We start from the raw sequence: 23,107 nt of genomic DNA, 5'->3' as shown, positions 1-23,107 counted from the left end.
CTCCGGGGCGACATTTCGGAGACACGTTGGCACCGGTCGGAGAACCGGAACCTTAGGGAGGGACACACGTGTCGCTGTTCTTAGTGGTTGCCATGCCGTTTCTCGGCGCGCTTCTGCCCGGTCTTCTGATCGGCGCGGGCCGTCGGACCTGCGCCCTCGGAACGCTCGGGGTGACGGTCACGGCATTGATCGGCCTGATCTCGAACCTGCCCGCGCTCCTGCGCGGCGAGACCGTGATGGCGCGGCTCGAGTGGATGCCCGAGCTTGGTCTGAACGTCACGCTGATGCTCGATCCCTTGGGGTTCTTCTTCGCCGGGCTGATCCTCGGGATCGGCATGCTGATCATCATCTACGGGCGCTACTACCTCTCCCGAAACGACAATATGGGCGAGTTCTTCACCTATCTGCTGCTCTTCCAGGGCGCGATGGTGGGGATCGTGCTCTCGGACAACATCCTGCTTCTCCTGGTGTTCTGGGAGCTCACGTCGCTGTCGTCCTTCCTGCTGATCGGCTACTGGAAGCACCTTCCCGAAGGCCGACAGGGCGCGCGCATGGCGCTTGCGGTCACCGGCATGGGGGGCCTCGCGCTGATCGGCGGCATGCTGATCCTCGGCCAGATCGTCGGCAGCTACGACCTGAGCGTGATCCTCGAGAACCGCGAGGCGATCCAGGCCTCGCCGCTCTACACCCCGGCGCTGATCCTGATCCTTCTGGGCTGCTTCACCAAGTCGGCGCAATTCCCGTTCCATTTCTGGCTGCCGCACGCGATGGCAGCGCCGACGCCGGTCTCGGCTTACCTGCACTCGGCGACGATGGTGAAGGCGGGCATCTTCCTGATGGCGCGGCTCTGGCCGGTGCTCTCGGGGACCGAGGCCTGGTTCTACACCGTCACCACGGCGGGGCTCGTGACCATGTGCCTCGGCGCGGTGATCGCGCTCTTCAAGCACGACCTGAAGGCGCTTCTGGCCTTCTCGACGGTCTCGCATCTGGGTCTGATCACCATGCTCCTCGGCACCAGCACCGCCTTCGGAGCGCTGACGGCGGTGTTCCACATCCTCAACCACGCGACCTTCAAGGCGGCGCTCTTCATGTCGGCGGGCATCGTCGATCACGAGGCGCATACGCGCGACATCCGGCGGCTCGGAGGCCTGCGGCATCTGATGCCCGTGACCGCGACGATCGCCATCGTGGCCGCGCTGTCGATGGCGGGGATTCCGCTCTTCAACGGCTTCATCTCGAAGGAGATGATGCTGGAAGAGGCGCTCCACACCGAGCTGTTCGGCCCCAACTGGCTGGTGCCCGCGCTCGCGACCTTCGGGGCGCTCTTCTCGGCGGCCTATTCCTTCCGCTTCATCGTGCACACGTTCTTCGGCAAGGTCCGCGACGACTACCCGCACAAGCCGCATGATCCGAACATGGGCATGTGGGTGTCCCCGGCCTTCCTCGCCACGCTCGTCATCATCATCGGCCTCGCGCCGTTCCTCGTGGAACCCGCGGTCAAGGCGGTGACCGGGGCGGTTCTGGGCGGCGTCGCCGAGGTGCCGTCCTACCACCTCGCGATCTGGCACGGTGTCACGGTTCCGCTCTTCATGTCGGGCATCGCAGTCGCGGGCGGCATCCTGCTTCTCCTGACCCACAAGGCGCTGCAACGCGGCTGGGACGGCGCGCCGCGCCCCGAGGCCAAGGTGATCTTCGACGGCCTGATCGAAACCTGCGCCGGTATTGCGCGCTGGATCACGCACACGCTGCATGACGGCGCCTTCACCCGCTACGCCGCGATCTTCACCGTGGCCGTTCTCGCGGCGGCGGGCCATGCGTGGCTGACCGGCACACACGGCGTCCACCTGCGCCCCGCCGAACTGCCGAACCTTGCCGCGACCGCGGGCTGGCTGATGCTGGTGGCGGCGACCGGGTTCCTGGTCTTCAAGCATCGCGACCGGCTCGTCGCGCTGATCCTGATGGGCATCATCGGCACGATCGTGTCGGTCGGCTTCGTCTATTTCTCGGCCCCCGACCTCGCCATGACGCAGATCTCGGTCGAGGTCGTGACCATCATCCTGATGCTTCTGGCGCTGAACTTCCTGCCGAACTCCACTCCGCTGGAAAGCTCGGGCGGCAAGCGGGTCGTCGACGGCGTGATCGCCATCCTCGGCGGGCTCGGAGCCGCGACGCTCTCCTACCATCTTATGCTGGGCGATTTCGTCGAACCGTCGATCTCGGCCTATCACCTGGAGAACTCCTACGATGGCGGCGGCGGCACCAACGTCGTCAACGTGATCCTCGTGGACTTCCGGGGCTTCGACACCTTCGGCGAGATCATCGTTCTGGGCATCGCGGCCCTTGTGATCTACGCGCTGACTGAGGCGCTCCTCGCCGGACCGATCCGCGCGCGCCTTCTCAACCGCGAGCCGGACAAGGCGCTCTCGGGCGAGCGTCATCCGCTGATGATGGTGGTCCTGACCCGCGTCATGATGCCGGTCGTCCTGATGGTGGGCGTCTTCATCTTCCTGCGCGGCCATAACGAGCCCGGAGGCGGCTTCATCGCCGGTCTGATCGTCGCGATCGCGGTGGTGATGCAGTACATGGCCTCGGGCTTCGCCTGGGCCTCCGACCGGCAGCGCTATCCCTACCACACGATCATCGGCGCGGGCGTTCTCTGCGCCGGGCTCACGGGAATCGGCGCGTGGTTCACCGGGCACGAATTCCTCACCTCGTCCTTCGGCTACGTCACCATCCCGCCGCTCGAGAAATTCGAGATCGCCAGCGCCATGGCCTTCGATCTCGGCGTCTTCCTCGCGGTCGTCGGCGCGGTGATGCTGTCTCTCGAAAGCTTCTCGCGGCTCGCCCGGCGCGCCCATGTCGAGGACAGCGACGAGCCCATGGATATCGATCCGTCCCGCGACACCATCGAGGGAGGCGCCTGATGGAGCTGCTCGTTTCCTCCGCCATCGGCATTCTCACCGCCGCAGGCCTCTACCTCGTCTTCCGTCTCCGGACCTTTCCGGTGATCCTCGGGACGGCGCTTCTGACCTACGCGGTCAACGTCTTCCTCTTCGCCTCCGGGCGGCTGGTCGTCGGCGCGCCTCCGATCCTGATCGACGGGGTCGAGACCTATACCGACCCGCTGCCGCAGGCGCTGGTCCTGACTGCCATCGTGATCTCCTTCGGCATGACCGCGGTGGTCGTGGTCATCGCGCTCGGCGCCTATCTCGGAGCCGATGACGACCACGTCAACGACCGCGAGGGCGAGTTCGACGAGGTGCGCGCACGGGAGGGCCGGTCGTGAGCCACTGGATCATCGCTCCCGTCGCCCTTCCGGCGCTCTTGGCAGCCTTCATCGTCCTCGTGACGCGCTATCACCTGAACATGCAGCGCGTCTTCTCGCTCGCCGGGACCGTGGCGCTGGCGATCATCGGAGCGGGGCTCTTCTGGCGCGCCTCGGACGGAACGATCACGCTCTACCAGCTCGGAGACTGGGCCGCGCCCTTCGGGATCGTGCTGGTCGGAGACCGGCTGTCGACGCTCATGGTGCTTCTGACCTCGATCCTCGCGGTCTGCGTGCTTCTGCACGCCATCGGAACGGGATGGGACAAGCGCGGACGCCATTTCCACGCGCTCTTCCAGTTCCAGATCATGGGGATCATGGGGGCGTTCCTGACCGGCGACATCTTCAACCTCTTCGTGTTCTTCGAGGTTCTGCTGATCGCCTCCTACGGCCTGATGATCCATTCGGGCGGCACGCCGAGGGTCAAGGCCGGCACGCAATACGTGCTCTACAACCTCCTGGGCTCGACGCTCTTCCTCTTCGCGCTGGGCGCGCTCTACGCCGAGACCGGGACGCTGAACATGGCCGATCTCGCGGGGCGGGTGGCGGCGATTTCGCCGGATGCCTCGGCCGGGATCCGCGTCGCCGCGGTTCTTCTGATCATGGTCTTCGGGGTCAAGGCCGCCATCGCGCCGCTGCAGTTCTGGCTCCCGTCCTCCTATGCCGAGGCGCCCGGGCCGGTGGCTGCGCTCTTCGCGATCATGACCAAGGTCGGCGCCTACTCGATCATCCGCATCTACACTCTGGTCTTCCCGCCCGATCTCGAAGTTACCTCAGGCCTGATGGGCGCCTGGCTTCTGCCGGTCGGCCTGATCAGTCTCGTGATCGGCATGGTGGGCGTGCTTGGGGCCAAGCGTCTCGACCGGCTGGTGGCGTTCTCGGTGATCGGGTCGATGGGCATGCTGACCATCACGCTCGGCCTTTTCACCGAAGAGGGCACCGCCGCGGCGCTCTATTACGTTGTGCATTCGACCTTCGCCACCGCGGCGCTGTTCCTGATCGTCGACCTGGTCGCGCGGTCGCGTGGCGGGCTCGACCTCTCGGCAAAGCGGCCGGTGGCAGGGGCACCGCTTCTGGCCGGCATGTTCTTCGCCGCGTCCATTGCCATGACCGGACTGCCGCCGCTCTCGGGCTTCCTCGGCAAGCTGCTGATCCTCGATGCGGCCTTTGCCTCGGATTGGGTCGTCTGGGCCTGGGCGGCGATCCTCGGCTCCTCGCTCATCGCCGTTGTCGGCTTCGCGCGCGCGGGCTCGACCGTCTTCTGGAAGAGCCACGCCGTCGCGGCCGACCTGGAGAAAGCACCGAAACCCGATCCCGACGCGCGTGTGCCGAGCCTCGCGGCGGTGGCCGTCGGGCTGCTGATCGCGCTTCTCGTCGCGCATACGGTGCTCGCGGGCCCGATCATGCGGGTGATGTCGGCCACCTCGGCGCAGCTCTACGCGCCATCGCCCTATATCACGACCGTGCTCGACACGCCGGGCAAGGAGATCGTCGCGCATGGAGACGATCATGGCGACGGGCACGGCGAGGACAGCCATGACGACGGCGAGGGTGGCGACGATCACGACGGCGGCGCCGATGCCACGCAGGGCAATGCCGATCACGGCGACAGCGCATCGGAGGGACACTGACATGCCGACAAGCACGGTAAGACGCCTCGTTCCGCACCCGTTCCTGACGCTGGTCCTGATCGTGACCTGGTGTCTTCTCGCCAACACGATCAGCCTCGGGACGCTGGTCCTCGGGATCATCCTCGGGCTCCTGATCCCGCAGGTCACCTTTGCCTACTGGCCCGACGCGCCGCGCAACAGCCGTCCGATGAAGCTCATCGGCTACAGCCTGCTCGTCATCTGGGACATCGTGGTCGCAAACGTCGAGGTTGCCTGGATCGTCCTGACCCGCCGCAACCAGGACATGCGCTCGACCTGGGTGACGATCCCGCTCGACATCCGCACGCCCGAGGCGATCACCATCCTGGCGGGCACGATCACTCTGACGCCGGGGACGGTGTCGGCGGATCTCTCCGATGGCGGGCATTGCCTTCTGGTCCACGCGCTCGACGCGGATGACCCGGTCGCCGTCCGGAACGAGATCAAGTCCCGCTACGAGGCCCGTCTCAAGGAGATCTTCGAATGAGCGCCTTCGCGGAAATCAGCCTCGCCATCGCCTTCGCCGCCGTGAGCCTTGCGCAGATCCTCGCCATGGTGCGCCTCGTGAAAGGTCCCGGCACCGGAGACCGCATCCTCGCGCTCGACACGATGGTTCTGAACGCCATCGGCATGATCGTCCTCGTGGGGCTCGCGCAGGGCAGCCAGATCTATTTCGAGGCCGCGCTGATTGTGGCGATGCTGGGCTTCGTCTCGACCGTCGCCTATGCGCGCTTCGTTCTGAGGGGGGACATCATCGAATGATCTGGCTTGCGGATATCCTTATTGGCCTGTCGCTTCTGATCGGGGCCGCCTTCACGCTGATCGGCTCGTACGGCCTTGTGAAGCTCGACCAGCCGATGAAGCGCCTGCATGCGCCGACCAAGGCCGGAACGCTCGGCATCGGGTCGCTGCTGATGGCGTCTATGGTCTATGCCTTCGCCTATGGCGACGGCTCGCTGCACGAGGTTCTGATCATGGCGTTTCTCTTCGTGACCGCGCCGATTTCGGCGCATTTCGTCTCGAAGGTGAACCTCCATCACGGCACCTGCGAGGCGCCGCCGCCGCCGCCTCTCGACGAGACCTGGTCGACGCTCGACACCGGCACGCAGGAGCAGGCGGCGCCGAAAGAGACGCGCGCCTAAAGGCTCGCTCGAATCGACCTGCGTGTTAGGCTGGCGGGACCCGGAATAAGGAATCCCGCCATGCGCCTCGCCCCAGCCCTGATCCCCATCCTTCTCGCCGCCCCTCTCGCGGCGCAGCAGGCCGCAGATGCGGTCGATCCCGAGGCCGCGTCCGAGGCACCCGCCGCGTTCGCGTCGCTGTCGGAGGCCGGTCAGGCAGCGCTCGCGGCCAAGGAGGCGGGCGAGCCCACCACCGCCGAGACCTGGATGGTCGCCGCGGCCAATCCGCTCGCGGTCGAGGCCGGGGCCAAGATCCTGCGCGCGGGCGGCACCGCGGCGGATGCGATGGTTGCCGTGCAGACGGTCCTGGGGCTCGTGGAGCCGCAAAGCTCAGGGTTAGGCGGAGGCGCCTTTCTCGTATGGTACGATGCCGCGAGCGGCGAATTGACGACGCTCGACGCGCGCGAAACCGCGCCCCTGGCCGCCACGCCCACCTATTTTCAGGACGAGACCGGCGCGCCGCTCGGCTTCTTCGACGCCGTGGTGGGCGGACGGTCCGTCGGCACGCCCGGGACGCCGATGCTCTTGGAAGAGGCCCATCGCCGCTGGGGCAAATCCGAATGGACCGCGCTGTTCGAGGACGCCATCGGCCTTGCCGAAGAGGGCTTCGCCGTCTCGCCCCGGCTGGCGTCCCTCGTCGCGGGCGACAGTGAACGGCTGCAACGCTTCGCAGCCACCGCCGCCTATTTCTTCCCCGACGGCGCTCCGTTGGCCGAAGGCGCGGTGGTGACGAACCAGCCCTATGCCGACACGCTTCGCGCCATTGCCGAGGGGGGCGCGAGCGCCTTCTACACCGGCGAGATCGCCGAGGATATCGTGGCGACGGTGCAGGGTGCAGAGGGCAATCCGGGCCTGCTCTCGACCACCGATCTGTCGCTCTACCGGGTGATCGAACGCCCGCCCGTCTGCGCGACCTACCGCGCCTTCGACGTCTGCGGCATGGGCCCGCCGTCCTCGGGCGCGCTGACCGTCGGGCAGATCCTCGGAACGCTCGACTGGTTCGAACTGGGCGACAAGTCCCCGCTCGACCCCGAGGTGTGGCGGCTCGTGGGCGATGCCTCGCGGCTCGCCTTCGCGGATCGCGGCCGCTACATGGCCGACAGCGATTTCGTGCCCATGCCGACCGAGGGTCTGGTCGATCCCGATTACCTCGAGACCCGCGCGGCCCTTCTGGAGCCCGGGGCCGATGGGGCCGCGGCCTTGGAGAGCGCGGAGCCGGGGACCCCTTCCTGGGATCACGCCGCGCTCTGGGGCGACGATCAGTCCATCGAGTTCCCCTCGACCTCGCATATCTCGATCGTCGATGGCGACGGCAACGCCCTGTCGATGACCACGACTATCGAGAACGGGTTCGGGTCGCGGCTTTTCGTGCGCGGCTTTCTCCTGAACAACGAGCTCACGGATTTCTCGTTCGCCACCCATGAGGACGGGCGCCCCATCGCCAACCGGGTCGAGCCCGGCAAGCGCCCGCGCTCGTCCATGGCGCCGACCATCGTGATGCGCGACGGAGCGCCCCGCATCGTGATCGGCTCGCCCGGCGGGAGCCGGATCATCGGCTATGTCGCGCAGACGATCATCAACCATCTCGATTTCGGGATGAACCCGCAGGAGGCCGTCGCCGCGCCGCATATCGTCAACCGCTTCGGCCCGATGGATGTCGAGCTCGGCACAGCGGCCGAGGACATCCTGCCCGCGCTGACCGAGCTTGGCTTCGAGGCGGGCGCGCGCGATCTGACCTCGGGTCTGCACATGATCGTCATCGGTGAGGACGGTCTGACCGGGGGCGCCGATCCGCGCCGCGAAGGCATCGCGCTCGGCGAGTGACCTTACCGGAGAGCGGGCCGCCCGCTCTCCGTCACGTCTCCGAAGGACACGGCGTGTCTCACGCCGCGCCGCTCAGATGTCGAGCCAGGGCGTGTCGCCGCTGTCTTCCAGCGACCAGAAGGCGCGCCACGCGCCCTTGCGCCGCTCGAGCACGAGGAAATTGCGCTCAGCGCAGTAGAATTTCCGCTGTCCCGGCAGGGGATGAATCCGGATCGGATGCTTGCTCAGCGGCGCTTCGCCCAGCCGCGCCAAGAGCGACAGCGCCCCAGCCCAGGCGCTTGGCGGCGCGCGGTGCGAGATGCCCGAGGCCACGAGCTGGTGCATCGCGCCTTCGGGAGCCGCGAGGGTCGCGCGCGTCGCCAGGTGGATCTCGCCCGAGAGCGCCGTGACCCGCGGCCCCTCGGCCTCGATGGCGATCACCTGGCGCAGCATCCGCTTCCATTCTTCGCGATGCGCGCGGCTCTGCCACTGATCGCGCAGGTCGTCCTCGTATTTGTTGATGCCGGGCCACCAGTTCAGCAGCGATTCAAAGAGCGACAGGCGCGGCCCGAGAAGCGGCACCGAGGAAATCAAGAGGACGCGCTCCTCGGTGTCCCGGAACGCCTGCGAGACCGCCGCCCAGCCGGTTTCGGCCATCACCTGGTGCTTGGTCCGCTCCGAGCGCAGGTCGGGCGCGATGATCGAGACGCCCGGGAAATCGCGACGCCAGCTCAGGGACGACCCCGTCGGGTCGAGGAACAGCTTATCGATCTCGTCCTCGGTGCAGCCATGCTGGTAGAGCAGGTAGGCCTCGCGCGCGCATTCGAAGAGCATCTGCCCGGCCTGGCTGCCGGTGAAGTCGGGACCGAGCGAGCCCCATCCGTCGCAGATATCGTGATCGTCCCAGACCATCAGCGACGGCACCTCGCGGCCCAGCTGATCGAAGCCCGGGGCGGCGTAGGTCATGGCGTAGCGGTGCAGGAAGCCCAGCCGCAGGTGATCGCGGAGCGTCTCGAGCTCTCCGGGCTCCGGGGACGGCGGCGCCTTGTCCGGCCAGGCATCGGTCAGCCGGTGGCCGTTCGTGACCTCGTCGGCATAGACCTGATCGCCGCCATGCAGCAGGATCTGGAACCGGTCCTCGTGGTGGCGGTCGAGCAGGCGCAGCCACATCAGGTTGCGCTCTTCCGAGTCGCGGTCGAGATCGCCGTCCTCTTCGCCGTTGCAGGAGACAAAGGCGATCCGCAGGTCGCCGCCGAACTCCGTGCTGACCGGATACTCGACGCCCTCGAAGCGGTATCCGGTCTCCCGGTCCGGCGTCAGCGCGAACTCGGCGCGCCAGACGACATGCTCGCCGATGCGCGCAAGCTCCTTGAAAGGCGCGCTGCGTCCCTCGGCCTCGATCGGCTCAGGCGCGGTGTCTCCCTCGCGCACGAGGATGGTCGCGAGCGTCACCGCGAAGGGGCCTGCCTCGCGCAGTATCAATACCGGTCCGAACTGCACTAGGATGGTCCCCGCTTCTTTCGCTCCTGACCAACATAGGGACCCATGCGTCAGGTTCCATGCGGGCGCACGTTTCTCATTGCGGCCCGAGGCTTTCGCGCCATCGCGCGATGAAGCCCGCCCGGGTCTGGCGGTCGAGCGCGACAAGAAGCGTCGGCGCCAAAGCGATGGGCCTGAGGGCGGTTTCAGAGAGGGCCCCGGTCTCGGCGACGACGTCGGTATCGAGAAGCGGCGAGATCAGTCGCTGACGTTCGAGCTCTGCCCGACCTTCGGGACCGAGGAGGTAGTCGAGCAGCGCCTGCGCCTCCGCCGTCCGGTCAGCACCCTTGGGGATCATAAGGGCACGCGACAGCACCAGCGTGTAATCGGCGGGCAGGACGATTCCGAGCCGCGGATCGGCGGCGGCCGCGCCCTGGGCATAGGAGCCGAGGACGTTGTAGGCGATCCGGTACCGGCCCTCGGCGACGCCGCGGATGATCTCGACCGAACAGCAGGTCGCGACCGCTCCGGCGCGCCCGAAGCCTTCGAGAAGCGCCCCGAAGGTGGTGGCCTGGCGCGCGTCCGAGAAAGCGAAAAGATAACCCAGGCCCGAGGCCTCGATATCGTAGGTCGCGACCCGGCCGCGATAACCCGGATCGGAGCGCAGGAGGTCGAGCAGGTCGAACCGGGTCACCGGCACCTCCTCGGGCGGCACCGAGCTTCGGTCATAGACCATCACCGCCGGTTCGCGGGTGATGCCCCAGAGCTCGTCGCGCCAGTTCAGCCGCTCGGGCAGGGCCAACGTGAGGTCCGAGGTGTAAGGCTGGGCGCAGGCCTCGTTGACCAGCATGACCATCTGGTGAACGCCCGAGGAGATCACCATGTCGGCCTCGAAGTCTCCCTCGTGGCATTCCGTGCGGCTGCGGTCGAACAGCGCGTTCGATCCCCATTGCTCGTAGCGCACGGCGGTGGCGGGTCGCGTCTCGAGCCAGGCTTCGAGAACCGGGGCGAAGATCGCGATATCCGTAGTGGAGCGCAGCACCATCGGCTCCGTCCCCGCGGCGCCGAACAGCGCGACATCCTCCGGCTCGGCGCGGAGCGACGTCGTGAGGCAGACGGTCAGGAGCAGGGCGAAGGCGAGCCTCATCGCGCCTCCGGCAGGATCAGCGCGGCGCGAAATCCGGTCTCGGTCTTCGCGAGATCCAGCCGCCCGTCATAGGCCTCGGCGACCGCCCGGGCGATGGCGAGGCCGAGACCGGTGCCCCCGGAGCGACCCGCGCGCAGGAACCGGTCGGTATTGCCAAGGATCTCCGGCGACGGTCCCGGACCGCTGTCCGAGACGAAGATCATGCCGTGGCCGTTCTCCAGGTCGGCCCCCAGAACCACAGGCGGCCTGCCGTGGCGCAAGGCGTTGCCGAGGAGATTCTTGACCGCCTCGTTCAGCGACAGCGCGTCGCCCGAGACGCAGACCGGAGCGTCGCCGAGCCGCAGCTCGACCCGGGCGCCGGGGGCCAGGATCGCGTGATCGCCGGTCTCGAAGATCTCGAGCGCCACGTCCCGCAGATCCACCTGTTCGCGCGGCGCGCTGTCGGTCCGGTGCACGACCAGCGCCCGGCTCAGCATCCGGTCGAGCAGCAGCCCCAAATCCACTGTGCGGCGGTGGATCAGCGCGACGATGTCGGCGCGCCGCGCCGGATCGGGTTCCTCGGCGGCGAGATCGGCCTGCGCCCGGAGCGCGGCGACCGGCGTGCGAAGCTGATGGGCGCTGTCCGAGATCAGGCGCTTCATCGTCTCGACCTGCCGGTCGATCCGCCCCATGAAGCCGTTCAGCGCCAGGACCATGCCCTGCGCCTCAGAGGGCACCGCCTGATTGACCGGCGTCAGGTCGAGCGGGTCGCGCGCCGCGAAGCTCTCGGCCATTCGGTCGAGCGGTCGCAGGGCGCGGCGGATCACCAGCGCGGCCAGCAGGATCATCGCGACGCCTGCGGAGAAGACCGTCACGAGCGCGCGGCGGGCAATGTCGAGTGCCAGCGCTTCGCGGGCGCGCAGGGTCTGCCCGACGGTGATCTCGACCGCGCCCGAGAGCGTCCGCTCGGCGAACCGGCGCGAGATGGTGACGAAGCGCGCGGGCTCGCCGAAGAAGTCGCCATCGTAGAACCGCGCGTCGGCGGGCGGCGCGGGGAGGTTCTCGTAGCCGGTCAGCACCGCGCCGGACGGATCGCGGACCGCGTAGGCGATCCGGTCGTCGGGCGCGAGGGCGAGGAGTTGGAAGGCCGAGACTGGAAGATCCACCGACAGCCCCTCGGCGCCGCTCGACACCGCTGCGGCGATATCGTTGGCCGCGCCGATCAGGAGCCGGTCATAGGTCTCTTCCGCCGCCTGCCGGCCATAGGCAAAGGCCGCCACGGTCACGAGCGCGCCGCCCACCGCCAGAAGCAGCCCGACGCCCAGACCGACGCGCGCGGCGATGGAGCGGGGGCGCAGCCGGTCGCGCCAGCTGTCACTCATCGGCATCGAGGCGATAGCCGAGCCCCCTCTGGGTGGAGATGCTGACGCCGCTCCCCGCCAGCTTCTTCCTCAGCCGTGCGACATAAAGCTCGACCGCGTTCAGCCCGACATCCTCTTCGTCGAAGCTGAAGAGCCCTTGGTAGAGCCGGTCCTTCGACATCACCCGTCCCCGGTTGCGCAGAAGCAGGCCGAGCAGCGTCATCTCGCGGCGGGTCATCGAGAGCGGCGCGTCTCCGAGCCGCGCGGTCCGGGCGCTCGGGTTGAAGCGTAGCGTGCCGAGCGCGATCTCGGCCTCGGGCGCGCCCGCATCGCGTCGCGCGAGCGCATGGAGCCGCGCTTCGAGCTCGCGCTGGTCGAAGGGCTTCACGAGGTAATCGTCGGCCCCGAGGTTGAGCGCCGAGACCCGGTCGTCGACGGAAAAGGCGGCGGTCAGCATCAGGACCGGAAGTCGGGTGCCGCGGGCGCGGATCTCCTGCAGAAGGTCGGTGCCGAGCCCGTCGGGCAGGTCGATATCGAGCACCGCGACGTCATACTCCTGCACGTCGAGGCAATCGCGCGCCTCGGCCAGCGAGCCCGCGACATCGCAGGCGAGACCGGCGCGGCCGAGCCGGATGGCGATGGCCTCGGCCATATCCGCGGTATCCTCGACCAGCAGGATGCGCACCTGTCCCTCTCTTCCCGTCCGTCCCCCTGGCGGCTCTCCTCACGGTCTGACAGGTTGGTGACAGGTTCAAGGCCTATAAGGCCCGGGTCCCCGACGGAGAGGGAGACCGGGCACGGGGCCCGGGCACCGTCGGCGACCAAGGGAGGATATTCATGTTCAAGGCACATCGCCTGACCCTCGCGGCTGTCGCGCTCGGCTTGTCGGCCTTTGCGGCGCAGGCCCAGGACTTCGCCATCGAGAACCCCGAATGCATCGCACCGGCCAACCCGGGCGGCGGCTGGGACTTCACCTGCCGCCAGGTCGGCAAGTCGCTTCAGGATCAGGGTCTGCTCGATCAGACCGTCCAGGTCGTCAACCTCGCCGGTGGCGGCGGCGGCGTGGCCTTCGCCGAGGTCGTCAACAAGCGCGGCGACGACAATGACCTGATCGTCGCGGCCTCCTCGGCCACCGCGACCCGTCTGGCGCAGGGCGCCTATCCGGGCAACACCATGGACCAGGTCCGCTGGCTCGCGTCGATCGGCGCCGATTACGGCGTGATCGCTGTCGCCGCAGACAGCGAGATCGACACGCTTCCCGCCCTGCTCGACCAGATCAAGTCCGACCCGACCTCGGTGTCGGTCGCAGGCGGTTCGGCCGTGGGCGGCTGGGACCACCTCAAGGTCCTGATCGCGGCCAATGCCTATGGCATCGAGGACGTGCGCTCGGTCAAGTACATCGCGTTTGACGGCGGCGGCGAGGCGGTGACCCAGCTTCTGGCGGGCTCCGTGCAGGCCTTCACCGGCGACATCTCCGAAGCCAAGGGCTTCGTCGACTCCGGCGACATCAAGGTGATCGCGGTCCTCGCGCCCGAGCGGCTCGACGGCGAGTTCTCCGAGATGCCGACCGCCAAGGAGCAGGGCATCGACGCCATCGGCGCCAACTGGCGCGGCTTCTACGCCCCGGGCGGCATGTCCGACGCGGCCTATGACACCTGGGTGTCGAAGATTGCCGATCTCTACGCCTCGGATGTGTGGAAAGAGGTGATGGCGGCCAACGGCCTTGCGCCGCTCGACCTGCAGGGCGCTGAGTTCCAGGAGTTCGTGGCCAACTCGGTCCAGCAGATCCAGGACATCTCCCGCGAGATCGGCATCATCAAGTAAGCATGACTGGCTCCGGGGCGGGACAAGAGCTGCCCCGGGACGGGCGGGCCAGACCCCTGGCTCGCCCGCGTCTTTTCCACATCCGGACATCTGGGAGGTTGCCATGAGCGACCGTATTTTCGGCCTCGTCGGGCTTCTGCTCGCCGCCGGTTTCGCGCTGGCCGCGCTGAGCATCGAGGAGAGCTTTCTCTCTGACGCCGTGGGGCCCAAGGCCTTTCCGCTGATCCTCGCGGCCATGCTGGCGCTTGCGTCTCTGGCGATCATCCTCAAGCCCGATCCCGAGCCGCACTGGCCCGATATGGGCCGGCTCGTCGAGATCGGCGCCGCCGTCGTGATGATGCTGCTCTATGCCGAGTTCCTGCCCATCGCAGGGTTCGTCGTCGCCACCGCCGTGGCCGCCGCCTATCTGAGCTGGCGGCTGGGCTCGAGCCTTCTCGGCGCGCTCGCCACCGGCGTCGGCACCTCGGTCGGCATCTACGTCATTTTCCATCTCGTCCTCGGCCTGTCGCTCGCGCGCGGCCCCTGGGGCTTCTGAGGAGACCCGATCCATGGACATTCTCGCCTCTCTCGGCGACGGCTTCGCCATCGCCCTCACCCTCGAAAATCTCGGGCTTGCTCTTCTGGGCTGCTTTCTCGGCACTATCATGGGCGCGCTGCCCGGTCTCGGGCCCTCGAACGGCGTCGCGATCCTGATCCCGCTGGCCTTTACCCTCGGCCTCGGCGCCACGCCGTCGCTGATCCTGCTGACCTCGGTCTATTACGGCGCGATGTATGGGGGGCGGATCTCGTCGATCCTTCTGAACATCCCCGGCGACGAGCCCGCGATGATGACCTGCCTCGACGGCTACCCGATGGCCCAGAAGGGTCAGGCGGGCGAGGCCCTGTCGCTCTCGGGCATCGCCTCCTTCGTCGGCGCGTTCCTCGCCACCTGGGGTCTGATCATGCTCGCCCCGCAGCTCGTGAAGATCGCGCTGCTCTTCGGACCGGCGGAATATTTCGCGCTCTTCGCGCTGGCCTTCGCCACGCTCGGCGGTGTGTCCTCGACGAACCAGGCCAAATCCGCCTTTGCCGCGGCGCTGGGCCTCGGGCTCGCCACCATCGGCGTCGACACCCAGACCGGCGTCCCGCGCTTCACCTTCGGCGAGGTGCATCTCTATGACGGTCTCGACTTCCTCGTGGCCATTGTCGGCCTCTTCGCGCTGTCCGAGGTGTTCATCTTCCTCGAGCATCGCCACGGCGAGGCCTCCGGCGCCAAGAAGGTCGAGATCGGGCGTCTCTACCCGCCGATGTCGATGATCAAGCAATGCACGCCGACCATGCTGCGGACCTCGGTCCTGGGCTTTGTCGCGGGCGTCCTGCCCGGGGCGGGGGCGTCTCTCGGCTCGTTCATCTCCTATTCGATGGAAAAGCGGCTGGTGGATCGCGACGGCACCTTCGGCACCGGCGACCCGCGCGGCGTCGCCGCCCCCGAGGCCGGGAACAACGCGGCCGCCGGTGGTGCGCTTGTTCCGATGCTGGCGCTGGGCGTTCCGGGCTCGGGCACCACGGCGGTGCTGCTTGCGGTGCTCCTGTCGCTCAACATCACGCCGGGGCCGCTTCTCTTCCAGGACAACCCCGACGTGGTCTGGGGCCTGATCGCGGCGCTCTTCATCGCGAACTTCATGCTCCTGATCATGAACATCCCGATGGTCGGTCTCTTCACCCGCGTGCTGATGGTGCCGCCGCGCATCCTCATGCCCATCGTGGCGATGGTGAGCTTCGTCGGCATCTACGGCATCTCGGGCTCGAGCTTCGACCTCCTGGTGATGGTGGGCTTCGGCGTGATGGGCTGGGTGCTGCGCAAGCTCGACGTGCCGCTGGTGCCGATCATCCTCGGCACGCTCCTGGGCAACGCGATGGAGAACAACCTCCGGCGCGCCGTCACCATCGACAATGGCGACTGGTGGACGCTCGTGGACAGCCCCTTGTCGCTGACCCTCTGGGCCATCGCGATCATCGGCTTCATCCTGCCGCTGATCGTCGGCAAGGTGATCAAGCGCAAGATGCGCGGCGAAGACGAAGGATCGGTCCGCGACTGATCCCTCCGGAACGGCGGTCAGGCTCAGCCCTCGACCGCCGTCCCGAAGAGCGCGATGGCGATCCCCAGACCGCTCAGGGCGACAAAGCCCGCGCGCCGCCAGCCGGTCGAATTGAGTGCCGCGATGGCGCATTGCAGCGCGTAGTAGATGGCGAAGGCGCGGCTCGCGTAGGCGACGATCTCGAACACATCCGCGGCCCAGGTCAGCCACAGCCCGACCGCCACCAGCACCGCGTAAGCCGAGCGCGCCAGGATGCGCCCGCCCGAGAGCTCCTTGGCCAGGCCCCCCGCGCCCCCGGTATCCGCAATCGCCGCCGAGAGCTGCGCGGCCAGCGCCGCGAGCACCAGAAGCGTCGGCAGGACCGGCGCGACGATCTGCATGAGGTCGATGATCGCGGTCTCGTCGAGGGCGAGGGATCCGGCCGGGAAAACATAGGCCAGAAGCAGCACGTAGATCAGGTAGATCGCGCTCGCCAAGCCTTGCGCGAGCTTCATCGAGCGGATGCGGACCGAGGGGTCGTACGCGTCTCCGAGATAGCGCGAAATCTCGAACCCCTGCACCGTAATCACCAGCCCGAACAGCAGGGTCATGGTCTCCAGTGGCTTCAGCGTCACCGGATTCAGGACCAGCGCGCCTGCGGTGGCGCGCTCGACGGTGAAGACGGCAAGCCCCGCCAGAAGCCCCGCGATGATCGCGAGTTTCATCGTGACCGAGAGCGCCTCGAGACGTTCCAGCGCGCCGAAGCCGCGCCGAAATCCGAGGATCAGGATCACCACGAAAGCCGCCGAGGTCAGGAGCCGCGCATGCTCGGGGTCCTCCGCTCCGGCGAGCCGCGTCCCGAAGGCGCCGAAAAGCCCGAGGTAATAGGCGACCGAGACGATGTAGCAGACGGCCAGCGCCCAGTCGGAGACCGACTCAAGGAGCGCGACCGGTCCGGTGGGCGTCGCGTGATTGCGTGCCGCGATGTTGCAGCGCACCGCAGCGCCGAAGCTCCAGGCCACCGCGCAGAGAAGCAGCATCGCCAGCGGCGCCCATGCCCCGAACCGCGAATTGAGAATCGGCCCGAGCACCAGGAAGCCGGAACCGATGATCGAGGCGAGGGGCGTGATCGTGGCGCGCCAAAGCTCCGCCCGGGCAATGCGCGGGAGAAACAGCACCGCGCCCACGGCCACAGTCACTGCAAGGATCACCGCGTCGAGCATGCCGTTCGCTAGCGCCGGCGCCTTGGCGGCACAAGGGCGTTCAGGCGTCGCCGATCCGCACGACGGGACCGCGCGCGGCCTCGGCATCCTCCTGCTCGTGCGTGACCATCAGGACCGGCAACCCGCGGTCCTGGGCCCGGGCAAAGACCAGTTCGCGCATCTGCGCGCGAAGATCGGCGTCGAGCCCGGAGAAGGCCTCGTCCAGGAGCAGCGCGCGCGGCTCCGACAGGAGCATCCGCATCAGCGCCACGCGCGCCTTCTGGCCGCCCGACAGCGTCGCGGGATCGCGGTCGGCGAAGCCCGCGAGGCCGATCTCGCCCAAGGCATCGTCGATCCTCGCACGCCGTTCGGCGCGGGAGCCTCCGGGCGCGAGGCCGAAGGCGAGGTTTTGCCCGACGCTCAGATGCGGGAAGAGCAGGTCGTCCTGGAAGAGAATGCCGATCCGGCGCGCCTCGGGCGGCACCTCGGTTACATCGTCCCCGTCGAGCAGCACGCGCCCGCTGGCGCTGAAGTCCGGTGCCAATGTGCCAGTGAGAAACGACAGAAGCGTCGATTTCCCCGATCCGGACGGCCCCATCACGGTCAGCACCTCGCCCGGTGCGATGCGCGTGTCGAGGCGCAGCAGCACCTCGTCCCCGCGCGACAGCACGATCTGCCGAAGCTCCAGACCGTCAGACATGCAGCCCCCTGCGATTGCGCCAGAGAAGGGTTGGCACGGCAAGCGCCAGGGCGAAGGGCAGGATCACGGCGACAGTCTGGGCGACGCCATAGACGCCGATTGCCCGCCGGTCGCCGCCCGAAGCGAGCGCCACGGCTTCGGTCGTCAGCGTCGGCACCCGGCCGCCTCCGACGAGAAGCGTCGGGAGATACTGCCCGACGCTGACCGCCGCGCCGACTGCGGCAGCGGTCAGGAGAGGGCGGATCAGCATCGGCAGCCGCAGCGTCGCGAAGACCCGCCAGGGCGAGGCCCCCAGCGCGCGGCCGACCGTGTCGTAGCGCGTCTCCCAGGCGCGCCAGGGATCGCCGAGCGACAGGAAAACATAGGGCAGTACGAAGACCAGATGCGCGAGGATGACCGGGACGAGGCCTCCTTTCAGGCCCAGCACCAGAAGCAGGGTCTGCAGGCCGGGCAGGAAGGCGATCTGCGGCACGAGAAGCGGCATGTAGAGAAGCCAGAGACCCCGTCGCGACAAGGGCCTGCCTCGCCGGTGCTCCGCCTCGAGGCAAAGCGTGGTCAGGATAAGAGCGATTGCGACCGAGGCGAGCGCGATCCAGAGGGTCGTCGCGCCGCTCTCGGCGATGCCTGCGCCATGGCGCATCCAGTTGTCCCACGAGGCCGAGAGCGGCAGCGCGTCCGGGAAACCCCAGTATCCGGCGACACTCCAGACGGCGAGACCGGCGATGCCGCCGAAGACCGCCCCGGCGGACAGGAAGGCCGCGGACAATCCGAGACCGCGCAGGGCGGCATCTTCGCGCCGCCCGCGTGCGCCGGTGGCAATCGACCGGGCGGCGAGGCGCGCGACCGAGGCCTCGCCCAGGCGCCACAGGCCCAGACCGAGGATCACCAGGCCCAATTGCAGAAGCGCACCCGCGCTGGCGACGAGCCGCATCGACAGGTCCGGATCGGCCATCCAGCGCACGACCTGAACCGAGAGCGGCGGCGGCGTCGACGGCCCGAGGATCATGGCGACGTCGGCGACCGACATCGAATAGGCCAGCACGACATAGACCGGCAGCCGGATTTGCGCGTAGACAGATGGGAACACCCCCACCATCCAGCCCCGCACCCGCCCGTAGCCCAAGGCCTGCGTCACGCGCATGCGGCGCGCGGCATCCGCCTGTCCCAGCGCCGCCAGCGCCATCAGCAAAAGGAAAGGCATTTCCTTGGCGACGAGCCCCGCGGTCATCGCAAGCCCCCAGGGGTCCTGCACGATCAGCACGTCCGGGGGCCGCGTCCAACCGGTCGCCCAGGGCGAGACCAGCCGCACGAGCCAGCCCGAGGGGGCGATCAGGAAGGCCAGCCCGAAGGCCATCGCCGCATGCGGCACCGACAACAGCGGTGACAGGAGCCTTTGCGCCAGCCGCATCACCGGCGTCCCGCCCCATCCCGCAAGCAACAGCGCAACGCCCGTCAGGGCCAGCGCCGTCGCTGCAAGGCCCGTGGTCAGGGACAGCCGCACGGCCGCGCCGATCCCGGGCCAGTCGAAGAGCGCGGCGAACGGCGCAAGCGACAGACCTTCAGCGCCGGCTGCCGGGTAGTGTCCGAAGGCGGGCAGGGCGGTGCCCGCCATCCCCGCCACCAGCGGCCCGAGCATGACCAGAAGCGTCACGCCCGGAAGGACCGAGAGCGGGACAGGCGCGGTTCGGGGCACGTCGAGCCTGCGTTACTGGCCGCTGCCGTAGCGCTCGGTCCAGATCTCGGTGACGCGGGTCATCCAGGACGGGTGCGGCTCGGGCTGCACCGTGCCGAGCTCGGCCGGAGAGAGAGTCGCGACACCCAGGTCGATCTCCTCGAACAGCGCGCGTTGCTCGCCCGAGAGCTTGTCCATCGCAAGGACCGTGTTGTAGCCCAGAACCTCCGGGTCCTGCGCGCGGGCCTGCACTTCCGGCGCGAGAAGCGCGTTCGCCACCACCATTGCCCCGGCCTTGGAGCCGGAATTGTAGGGGATCGCTACGAAGCTCGCGTTCCCGAGGGTCCCGTCTTCGAGAACGAAGGTGCGCACGGTCGGCGGCAACTGGTTCTGAGCGATGAAGAGCGAGGCCTCGTTCGGGCTGAAGGACACCGCGAGGTCGATCTCGTTGTCGGCGATCAGCTGGACCTGCGCCGGGCCGGTGGCCGGATAGGCCTGCCCCTGTCGCCACAGGACGGGCGTCAGGCGGTCGAGATAGGACCAGAGCGGCGCGGTGACGCCGTCGAACTCGGCTTCCTCGGCGGGCGCTTGCAGGACGGCGGGATCGTCGACCAGCTCGATCAGTATCTGCTTGAGAAAGGTCGAGCCCAGGAAATCAGGCGGCTGCGGGAAGGTGAAGCGGCCCGGGTTGGCCTCGGCCCACTCCAGGATGGCCTCGGCCGACGGCAGCGGCTCGACCAGATCGGCGGTGTCATACATGAAGACCACCTGCGCCATCGCCCAGGGACTCTCGAGCCCGTCCGTCGGAACGGTGAAATCCGTCTGCACCGTCTTGCCGTCGACATCGACATATTGCCAGTTCGGAAGCGCCTCGGCGAAGGGGCCGAAGAGCAGGCCCTGCTCTTTCATCGAGGCGAAGTTTGGACCGTTGATCCAGATCAGGTCCACCGCGCCGTCCTCGTTTTCGCCGGCCTGCTTCTCGGACAGCACCCGCGTCACGGCGTCCGCGGTATCCGACAGTTTCACATGCTCCAGCGTCACGCCCTGTTCGGCCAAGCGCTCGCCGACCCAGGCGATGAAATCGTTGGTCGCCGTCGCGCCACCCCAAGCGTGCCAATAGACGGTCTGGCCCTCGGCAGCCTCCAGCACGGCGTCCCAGTCCGAAGGATCGGGCGCCTCGGTCTGTGCGACGGCGGCGAGGGGCAGGCTGAGGCTCGCGGCAAGTGCGACGGGCAGGACAAAGCGGACCATGGGGGCTCCTTCAGTCGGAAAAAACGGCACGCGCGCCCCAGAGGCGCAGCGCGGCAGTGGCATAGCAGAGCGCACCGAACGCCCAGGCGAGCGGCGCGAAGTGTTGGGGAACGAGGCACAGGAGCACGAAGAACGCGATGGTCTCCGTCCCTTCCAAGAGCCCGTTCGAGAAATAGAGCGATTTCGATCCCTGCGCGCTGGTCTCCATGCCGTGTTTCTCGGCGAGGATGGCGTAGCCGAGAAAGCTCGCGGCGTTGAAGTAGAAAGACGCGATCAGGAAGGCCCCGGCGACGCCATTGGCGATGGGGTCGAGCACGACGAAGGCCAGGGGGATCGCGCCGTAGAAGAAGAAGTCGCAGGCGATGTCGAGATAGCCGCCGAAATCGCTCTTTCGCGTTGCGCGCGCGACCGCGCCGTCCAGCCCGTCGGCAAGCCGCGACGCCAGAAGCGGCAGGAGCGCCAGCAGCGGCGCGCCCATCGCGATCACGACCGCCGCGATCACACCGAGCCCGAGGCCGGTCAGCGTCACGACGTTCGGCGTCGCGCCGATACCGGCCAAAGACCGTCCGATCGCGTCGAGCGGCGGATCGATCAGGCGGCGGGCAAAGGCGTCGAGCATCGCGTCTCCTCTTTCGCGGGCATAAAGGCATATGGGTCGCGCAGGCGACAATTCCCTCAACGACAACGTGATAACCCGTAACGTGGCGCGCGGGTCCTCAGAGGGGTGCGCTGGCGAGGAGGATCGAGTGACGGTCGCACTCGGGATCTTCGGCGTGAAACGCCGTGATCCTGAGACCGTGACGCGCAAGCATCCGGCGATAGCCGGCGGGCGAGTGGCTGGCATGGTAGACAGGCTCGCCGCCGACGCGCCCGGTCGCTTCGCCGCGTCTCGGACCGACGGTCAGGAGCAGCACGCCGCCGGGCAAAAGGTGACGCGTCATGGCGGCGACGGCGCGCGACTGGTCCGGGCGGTCGAGATGGAAGAAGGCGTTCCAGCTGAGGACGCCGTGAAACCGCTCGCCAAGATCGAATTCCCGCATGTCTCCGTGCCGCCAGTCGCCCTCGGGCGCATGGGCCCGGGCCAGCGCGATCATCGCCTCGGCCCCGTCGAGACCGGTCACCCGAGCGCCCTGCGCGGCCAGATAGGCGGCGATCGGTCGGCCGGACCCGCAGCCGACATCGAGGACGCGCGGCGCGTCGGGAAGCCGTTCGAGGAACCGGTCGAGCCAGGATTTCTCGAAGAGCACCTGGCTGCGCTGGCTGTCGAACTCAGCGGCCTGCCGCTCGTAGGTGTCGAGAATATCGCCGGGGCGGCTCACTTGCGCCGCTTCAGGATCGGCCAGAGACCGGGCAGCACTGCGGCGAGGAAAATGAGCCCGAAGGCGACGCTTGCCGCCAGCCCCGCCGAGCCCGACGCGCCGGCGACAGGGAAGATCGTCGCCGCGGCGCCTTCGCGCAGGCCCCATCCGGCGATGGTGAAGGGCACGAGCATCATGAACAGGATCAGCGGCACCAGTCCGAGCGTCGCGGCCAGCGGCAGCTCGGTGCCGATGGCGCGGGCGCAGGCGTAGAAGGCGAGGATGTTGCAGCCCGAGGTGATCAGCGACAACAGCACATGCACGGGCAGGCGGCGCGGTTTCAGGAGCGATACCCAGAGCGCCGACTTGAGGCTCTCGAGGTAGCGGCGCTGGGGGCCGGGAAGATAGGAGGTCAGCCAGAAGACCGCCGGAAGCGCCAGGCCGATCAGAAGCGCCGGTGTGGTGATCGAGGTCAGCCAGACCGGCCAGCGCAGCCCGCCGGGCAGGATTGTCGTGACCACGAAGGTGCCCGCGAAGATCGCGAACATGCCCGCCTGCTGCGCGATACGTTCGAACACGACGGCCTGGCTCGCCTTTAGAAGCCCAGCCTGCTTGCGCGCGCGATAGGCCCGTCCGGCATCGCCCATCATTCCGCCCGGGAGCGACTGATTGAGGACCTGGCTCATGAAATACTCGGACTGCGCCTTCCAGAAGGTGAAGCTTTGCCCGAGATCGGCGGCGATGAGCTTCCAGCGCAGGGCCGAAAGCAGCGTCTGCACCACCATCACCGCCCAGCCGAGGACCAGCCAGCGCGGGTCGGCGCGGCTGAGGATGCGCGCCGCCTCGGCCCCGTCGAGGGTGAAGTAGAGCAACGCGAGCAGACCCAGGCTGACGGCGATCTGAAGCACGCGCATCTGGCCGCGCGACATGCGCCCGCGCCATGTCGACTCGATCTTTTCACCGCGTTCGTAACTGGCGCTCATGGCCGCGCTATAGTGCCAGAAGGCCGCCGGTGGCAACAGCGACGAACCGGATGCGGCGGCGCCGCGCCAGCGGGACGCAGGGTTTTTGCCCCATGTCTCAGGTGGACCAGAAAGCGGCGTTTTTCATCCATCACGGTGGACCGAGGAAGCGCAATACGATGCGCAGAAAATACCGAATCCACCCTCTGATCCAAGG

General features: G+C 68.0%; 21 protein-coding genes. 10 read left to right on the top strand and 11 right to left on the bottom strand.

Annotation, left to right across the window (positions count from 1 at the left end):
• The first annotated feature begins 68 nt into the window (after positions 1 to 68).
• The 7 genes from ACFQ4E_RS09810 to ggt are packed head-to-tail and all read left to right on the top strand — an operon-like array spanning position 69 to position 7,979.
• Entirely contained in the window at positions 69 to 2,924 is a 2,856-nt protein-coding gene (locus ACFQ4E_RS09810) for a monovalent cation/H+ antiporter subunit A (protein ID WP_386803036.1), read from the top strand.
• Positions 2,924 to 3,286, top strand: a complete 363-nt coding sequence (locus ACFQ4E_RS09805) for a Na+/H+ antiporter subunit C (protein ID WP_386803035.1) — start codon at positions 2,924 to 2,926, stop codon at positions 3,284 to 3,286. Before ACFQ4E_RS09810 ends, ACFQ4E_RS09805 begins: the two co-directional genes overlap by 1 nt.
• Positions 3,283 to 4,956, top strand: coding sequence for a monovalent cation/H+ antiporter subunit D (locus ACFQ4E_RS09800; protein WP_386803033.1), 1,674 nt, complete (start codon positions 3,283 to 3,285; stop codon positions 4,954 to 4,956). The genes ACFQ4E_RS09805 and ACFQ4E_RS09800 overlap by 4 nt, the downstream gene beginning before the upstream one ends.
• Position 4,957: 1 nt before the next feature.
• The gene (locus ACFQ4E_RS09795) at positions 4,958 to 5,461 is read left to right on the top strand and encodes a Na+/H+ antiporter subunit E (protein ID WP_386803031.1); all 504 of its coding nucleotides are present in this window, start codon (positions 4,958 to 4,960) and stop codon (positions 5,459 to 5,461) included.
• Positions 5,458 to 5,736, top strand: coding sequence for a K+/H+ antiporter subunit F (locus tag ACFQ4E_RS09790; RefSeq protein ID WP_386803029.1), 279 nt, complete (start codon positions 5,458 to 5,460; stop codon positions 5,734 to 5,736). The genes ACFQ4E_RS09795 and ACFQ4E_RS09790 overlap by 4 nt, the downstream gene beginning before the upstream one ends.
• Positions 5,733 to 6,116 (top strand): Na+/H+ antiporter subunit G, encoded by a 384-nt coding sequence (locus tag ACFQ4E_RS09785; protein WP_386803027.1) that lies wholly within the window; start codon positions 5,733 to 5,735, stop codon positions 6,114 to 6,116. Before ACFQ4E_RS09790 ends, ACFQ4E_RS09785 begins: the two co-directional genes overlap by 4 nt.
• A gap of 60 nt (positions 6,117 to 6,176) precedes the next feature.
• Complete coding sequence (gene ggt / locus ACFQ4E_RS09780) at positions 6,177 to 7,979, top strand: gamma-glutamyltransferase (RefSeq protein WP_386803025.1); 1,803 nt, start codon at positions 6,177 to 6,179, stop codon at positions 7,977 to 7,979.
• A 72-nt stretch (positions 7,980 to 8,051) separates the two neighbouring features.
• Here the strand turns inward: ggt and ACFQ4E_RS09775 are convergent, their stop codons facing one another.
• The 4 genes from ACFQ4E_RS09775 to ACFQ4E_RS09760 all read right to left on the bottom strand — a co-directional run bounded on the left by ACFQ4E_RS09775 (position 8,052) and on the right by ACFQ4E_RS09760 (position 12,609).
• The gene (locus ACFQ4E_RS09775; RefSeq protein ID WP_386803023.1) at positions 8,052 to 9,458 is read right to left on the bottom strand and encodes an alkaline phosphatase D family protein; all 1,407 of its coding nucleotides are present in this window, start codon (positions 9,456 to 9,458) and stop codon (positions 8,052 to 8,054) included.
• A 76-nt stretch (positions 9,459 to 9,534) separates the two neighbouring features.
• Entirely contained in the window at positions 9,535 to 10,584 is a 1,050-nt protein-coding gene (locus ACFQ4E_RS09770; RefSeq protein ID WP_386803021.1) for an ABC transporter substrate-binding protein, read from the bottom strand.
• Positions 10,581 to 11,951: a sensor histidine kinase N-terminal domain-containing protein gene (locus ACFQ4E_RS09765; protein WP_386803019.1), complete on the bottom strand. Its 1,371-nt coding sequence runs from the start codon at positions 11,949 to 11,951 to the stop codon at positions 10,581 to 10,583. Before ACFQ4E_RS09765 ends, ACFQ4E_RS09770 begins: the two co-directional genes overlap by 4 nt.
• Positions 11,938 to 12,609 carry a response regulator gene (locus ACFQ4E_RS09760; protein ID WP_386803017.1) on the bottom strand — a complete coding sequence of 224 codons (672 nt, stop codon included), beginning with the start codon at positions 12,607 to 12,609 and terminating at the stop codon, positions 11,938 to 11,940. The genes ACFQ4E_RS09765 and ACFQ4E_RS09760 overlap by 14 nt, the downstream gene beginning before the upstream one ends.
• Before the next feature lie 152 nt (positions 12,610 to 12,761).
• Between ACFQ4E_RS09760 and ACFQ4E_RS09755 the strand changes: the two genes are divergently transcribed.
• From ACFQ4E_RS09755 to ACFQ4E_RS09745, 3 genes are all read left to right on the top strand, one after another.
• Positions 12,762 to 13,748 carry a Bug family tripartite tricarboxylate transporter substrate binding protein gene (locus ACFQ4E_RS09755; protein WP_386803015.1) on the top strand — a complete coding sequence of 329 codons (987 nt, stop codon included), beginning with the start codon at positions 12,762 to 12,764 and terminating at the stop codon, positions 13,746 to 13,748.
• 103 nt (positions 13,749 to 13,851) lie between these two features.
• Positions 13,852 to 14,283: a tripartite tricarboxylate transporter TctB family protein gene (locus ACFQ4E_RS09750; protein ID WP_386803013.1), complete on the top strand. Its 432-nt coding sequence runs from the start codon at positions 13,852 to 13,854 to the stop codon at positions 14,281 to 14,283.
• 13 nt (positions 14,284 to 14,296) lie between these two features.
• On the top strand, positions 14,297 to 15,826 hold the full coding sequence (locus ACFQ4E_RS09745; protein WP_386803011.1) for a tripartite tricarboxylate transporter permease: 1,530 nt from the start codon (positions 14,297 to 14,299) through the stop codon (positions 15,824 to 15,826).
• Between the two features lie 23 nt (positions 15,827 to 15,849).
• Here the strand turns inward: ACFQ4E_RS09745 and ACFQ4E_RS09740 are convergent, their stop codons facing one another.
• The 7 genes from ACFQ4E_RS09740 to ACFQ4E_RS09710 form a co-directional block, all read right to left on the bottom strand.
• Positions 15,850 to 17,028 (bottom strand): hypothetical protein, encoded by a 1,179-nt coding sequence (locus tag ACFQ4E_RS09740; protein WP_386803009.1) that lies wholly within the window; start codon positions 17,026 to 17,028, stop codon positions 15,850 to 15,852.
• Positions 17,029 to 17,068: 40 nt separating this feature from the next.
• The gene (locus ACFQ4E_RS09735; RefSeq protein ID WP_386803008.1) at positions 17,069 to 17,707 is read right to left on the bottom strand and encodes an ATP-binding cassette domain-containing protein; all 639 of its coding nucleotides are present in this window, start codon (positions 17,705 to 17,707) and stop codon (positions 17,069 to 17,071) included.
• Complete coding sequence (locus ACFQ4E_RS09730; protein WP_386803063.1) at positions 17,700 to 19,343, bottom strand: ABC transporter permease; 1,644 nt, start codon at positions 19,341 to 19,343, stop codon at positions 17,700 to 17,702. The genes ACFQ4E_RS09735 and ACFQ4E_RS09730 overlap by 8 nt, the downstream gene beginning before the upstream one ends.
• Before the next feature lie 69 nt (positions 19,344 to 19,412).
• Complete coding sequence (locus ACFQ4E_RS09725; RefSeq protein WP_386803006.1) at positions 19,413 to 20,630, bottom strand: ABC transporter substrate-binding protein; 1,218 nt, start codon at positions 20,628 to 20,630, stop codon at positions 19,413 to 19,415.
• Positions 20,631 to 20,640: 10 nt separating this feature from the next.
• Positions 20,641 to 21,249, bottom strand: a complete 609-nt coding sequence (locus ACFQ4E_RS09720) for a CDP-alcohol phosphatidyltransferase family protein (protein ID WP_386803004.1) — start codon at positions 21,247 to 21,249, stop codon at positions 20,641 to 20,643.
• A gap of 97 nt (positions 21,250 to 21,346) precedes the next feature.
• Positions 21,347 to 21,949: a class I SAM-dependent methyltransferase gene (locus tag ACFQ4E_RS09715; protein WP_386803002.1), complete on the bottom strand. Its 603-nt coding sequence runs from the start codon at positions 21,947 to 21,949 to the stop codon at positions 21,347 to 21,349.
• Complete coding sequence (locus ACFQ4E_RS09710; RefSeq protein WP_386803000.1) at positions 21,946 to 22,911, bottom strand: lysylphosphatidylglycerol synthase transmembrane domain-containing protein; 966 nt, start codon at positions 22,909 to 22,911, stop codon at positions 21,946 to 21,948. The genes ACFQ4E_RS09715 and ACFQ4E_RS09710 overlap by 4 nt, the downstream gene beginning before the upstream one ends.
• Positions 22,912 to 23,107 lie beyond the last annotated feature (196 nt).

The sequence above is a fragment of the Litorisediminicola beolgyonensis genome (assembly GCF_042679605.1).
GTDB lineage: Bacteria > Pseudomonadota > Alphaproteobacteria > Rhodobacterales > Rhodobacteraceae > Litorisediminicola > Litorisediminicola beolgyonensis.
Note: the sequence above shows the minus strand (reverse complement) of the source record. Positions and strands in the feature narration are given on the sequence as shown.